The organism is Nonomuraea sp. NPDC049141 (assembly GCF_040648415.1).
Taxonomy (GTDB): Bacteria; Actinomycetota; Actinomycetes; order Streptosporangiales; family Streptosporangiaceae; genus Nonomuraea.
Window position 1 is genome coordinate 1 of the sequence record NZ_JBEZDR010000097.1, and the last position, 3458, is coordinate 3458.

At 66.1% G+C, this 3458-nt stretch carries 1 protein-coding gene; it reads left to right on the plus strand.

Annotated features, from left to right (window positions below; translation table 11 throughout):
- Positions 1-161: 161 nt before the first annotated feature.
- The gene (locus tag AB0B91_RS64580) at positions 162-3272 is read left to right on the plus strand and encodes a Tn3 family transposase (protein ID WP_358342908.1); all 3111 of its coding nucleotides are present in this window, start codon (positions 162-164) and stop codon (positions 3270-3272) included.
- The last annotated feature ends 186 nt before the right edge of the window (positions 3273-3458 follow it).

Genomic DNA, 3458 nt, shown 5'->3' on the forward strand with positions numbered 1-3458 from the left:
ACCTTCATCGTCCGAGCAGCATCGCTTCAGATCATTCGCCTACATCGAACTCTCCTTCACGTTCAGGACACACGAATACGGCAGAAACGGGCCGCGCTCTTGATTACCGATCGTTAGACTTCTGGGGTCGCGCTGGTTGGTGACGGTTTTCGGGGGTTCGGGTGGCGTCGATCGACCGGACGGCGTACCCGAGGTTCGCACGGGCGGTGTCGGCGCGGGAGTTGGCGGAGGTGTTCACTCCCTCGTCTGTCGAGGTGGAGTGGGCTCGCGGTAAGACGCAGGATGATCAGCATCTGCTGGCCCTATTGGTGTGGTTGAAGGCCTATCAGCGACTGGGATACTTCCCGAAGCTCAAGGATGTGCCCGCAGCGGTCTCCGAGCACATCCGGGAGGTGATCGGCCTGCCGGAGGGGGTGGTCCTGGAGGATGCCGCAGAGCGGTCGGCCAAGCGGCATCGGTCGTTCGTGCGCAAGCGGATGGGCGTCACCTATGACGCGGCCCGGGTGCGGGAAGTGGCCGATGAGGCGATCCGGAAGGCCTCGCAAGCCAAGGACAACCCCGCTGACTTGATCAACGTGGCGTTGGAAGAGCTGGTCCGCGCGGAGTGCGAGCTGCCCGGCTACACGACTCTGGATGAGATGACCAAGAAGATCCGCACCGAGGTGAACCGCGGGTTCTTCACGCTGGCGTCCGGCCGGGTCGACGCCGGAGCCCGCGCGAGGTTGGCCCGGCTGCTGCTGGTCGACCCGATCACCCGGCGCAGCGAGTTCGACGGGTTGAAGGACGTGGCGCAGGCCGCGTCGCTCAACAAGTTCAAGGGCCGTCTGGCGTTCCTGCGCGAGCTGGACGGCCTGGGGCCGACCGAGGTGTGGCTGGAGGGCATCCCGCCGGGGAAGATCGCGCATTTCGCGGGCGAGGCGCGGGTCACCGATGTCGCTGACCTGCGGAAGGTGCTGGATGAGGACAAACGTCTCACATTGATCGTGAGCCTGCTGCACACGGTGCGGACCGGGGTGCGAGACGACGTGGTCACGATGTTCTGCAAACGGATGGCGACGATCCACAAGAAGGGCCGTGACCAGCTCGAAGCGCTACGGGAGGCGCACCGGGCCGAGTCCGAACGTCTGCTGGGTGTGTTCGGCGATATCCTGGACGGCGTCCGCGAGGCGGTCACACCCGCCGAAGGCGATGCGGCCGGTCCGCAGCCGGACGGCACGAGCACCGATCCTGCGGGCACGGACTCCGGATCCGGGGATGTGGCCGATCGCGCGGGCCGCCTCGTGCTGAAGGCTCTGGAGGAGGCCGGCGGCCTGGATGCGCTGGCAGCCGCGCACGAGGCGGTGTCGGCCTATCACGGCAACAACTACCTGCCCCTGCTCGACCAGCACTACCGATCCCACCGCTCGGCGCTGTTCACCCTGGTCGAGTCGATCGACCTGGAGTCGACCAACGCTGAGCGCAGCGTCCTGGATGCGGTGGAGTACCTGCAGGCCCAGCGGAACGCCCGGGCTGCGTTCGTCCCGGACCGGATCAGCGTGCAGCGTCCGGGCCCGGACGGCGCTGCGGCCGCGGTGGAGCTGGTGGTGGACGTAGACGCGTTCGCCTCGGCGATGTGGCGGAAGATCCTGAAGGATCCGGACCGGCCGGGCCTGCTGGTGCGCCGTCACCTGGTGTGCGTGTTCTCCTACCTGGCCTCAGAGCTGAAGTCCGGCGACATCGCGGTGGCCGGTTCGGACTCCTACGCCAACCTGCACGACCAGCTCATGAGCTGGGAAGAGTGCGAGCCCCTGGTGGAGGAGTTCTGCGCCGAGGCTGGCCTGCCGACCGACCCGCGCGAGCTCACCCGCCACTACCGGCAGCTGTTGGCCGACACCGCCGCCGGGGTCGGCGCCGGATACCCGGCCAACACCGACCTGACGCTTGAGGGCGGGCGGCCGGTGCTCAAACGCCGCAAGGGCGCCGAGCGGAGCAAGGAGGCGCTCAAGCTGGAAGAGGCCGTGCATGAGCGGCTCCCGCAGCGGGACCTGCTCGACATCCTCACCCGCACCGCCTACCAGACCGGCTGGACCCGGCACCTGGGCCCGGCCTCGGGCTCCGACCCGAAGATCAAGGAAGCGCTCGGCCGGTACGTGCTGATGGTGTTCACCTACGGGACGCTGCTCGGCCCGGCACAGGTCGCCGCGCACATGCGCGGCAAGGTCAGCGCCGCCGAGATCGCCATGACCGCGAACAAGCACTCCACCAGCGACAAGATCTCCAAAGCCTCCACCGACGTCATCAACGAGTTCAACAAGCTCGACATCGCCTCGGTGTGGGGCGACGGCAAGACCGTGGCCGCCGACGGCTCCCAGATCGAGACGTGGGAGAACAACCTCCTCGCGGAGAGCCACATCCGTTACGGAGGGTACGGAGGGCTTGCGTACAGGCATATTTCGAACACCTACGTCGCCTTGTTCAGCCACTTCATCCCCTGCGGGGTGTGGGAGGCGGTCTACATCATCGAGGGCCTGCTCAAAAACGCCTCGGAGATCCAGCCCGACACCATCCACGCCGACACCCAAGGCCAGTCGCTGCCTGTCTTCGGCCTCGCCGCGCTCATGGGGTTCGACCTGCTGCCCCGCATCCGGAACTGGCACGACCTGATCTTCTACCGGCCGACCCCGGCTACTCGCTACGAGCACATCGACTCGCTGTTCGGCGACGAGGCGATCGGCTGGACCTTGATCGAGACGCACTGGACGGACTTGCTCCGCACCGCGATCTCGATCCGGGAGAACCGGTTGTCCTCGGTGACCCTGCTGCGCCGCCTGGGCAACCACTCCCGCAAGAACCGGCTCTACCGGGCCTTCCGCGAGCTCGGCCGCGCGGTCAGGACGATCACGCTCCTGCGGTACCTGTCGGATCCCGACCTTCGCGAGCAGATCACCCAGGTCACCAACCGCAACGAGTCCTTCCACAACTTCGCTGACTGGCTGATGTTCGGCGGCAAGCTCATCGGCCACAACGACCCCGACTACCAAGAGAAGATCATCAAGTTCAACGAGTTGCTCGCCAACTGCGTCATCTACTCCACCGCCCAGGACATCACGGACGCCGCCAACGCCATCGCCGCCGACGGCCACCCCGTCGACCTCGACGACCTGGCCACTATCTCGCCCTACATCACCCACGTCATCCGCCGGTTCGGCAACTGGATCCTCAACCTCACCCCACCGGCCGCCGCACCGACCACGAACCTCGACCTCGAGTCCCGTGTCTTGTTCGCTTCGTGATCCTGGTCAGCCCGAACGACCTTGCGAAGGTCGCCCTTCAGATCTCGTCGAAGCCACGGAAGACTCCGGAAGAGTCCGCGGCATCGGCGTAGGGACTGTAAAACTAACGGCGGATCTGATGATCAAGGGAGACACACTTGATGTCCGAGAGTGCCGTGGAGTCGCTGTCTATGAACGAAGTGCCTG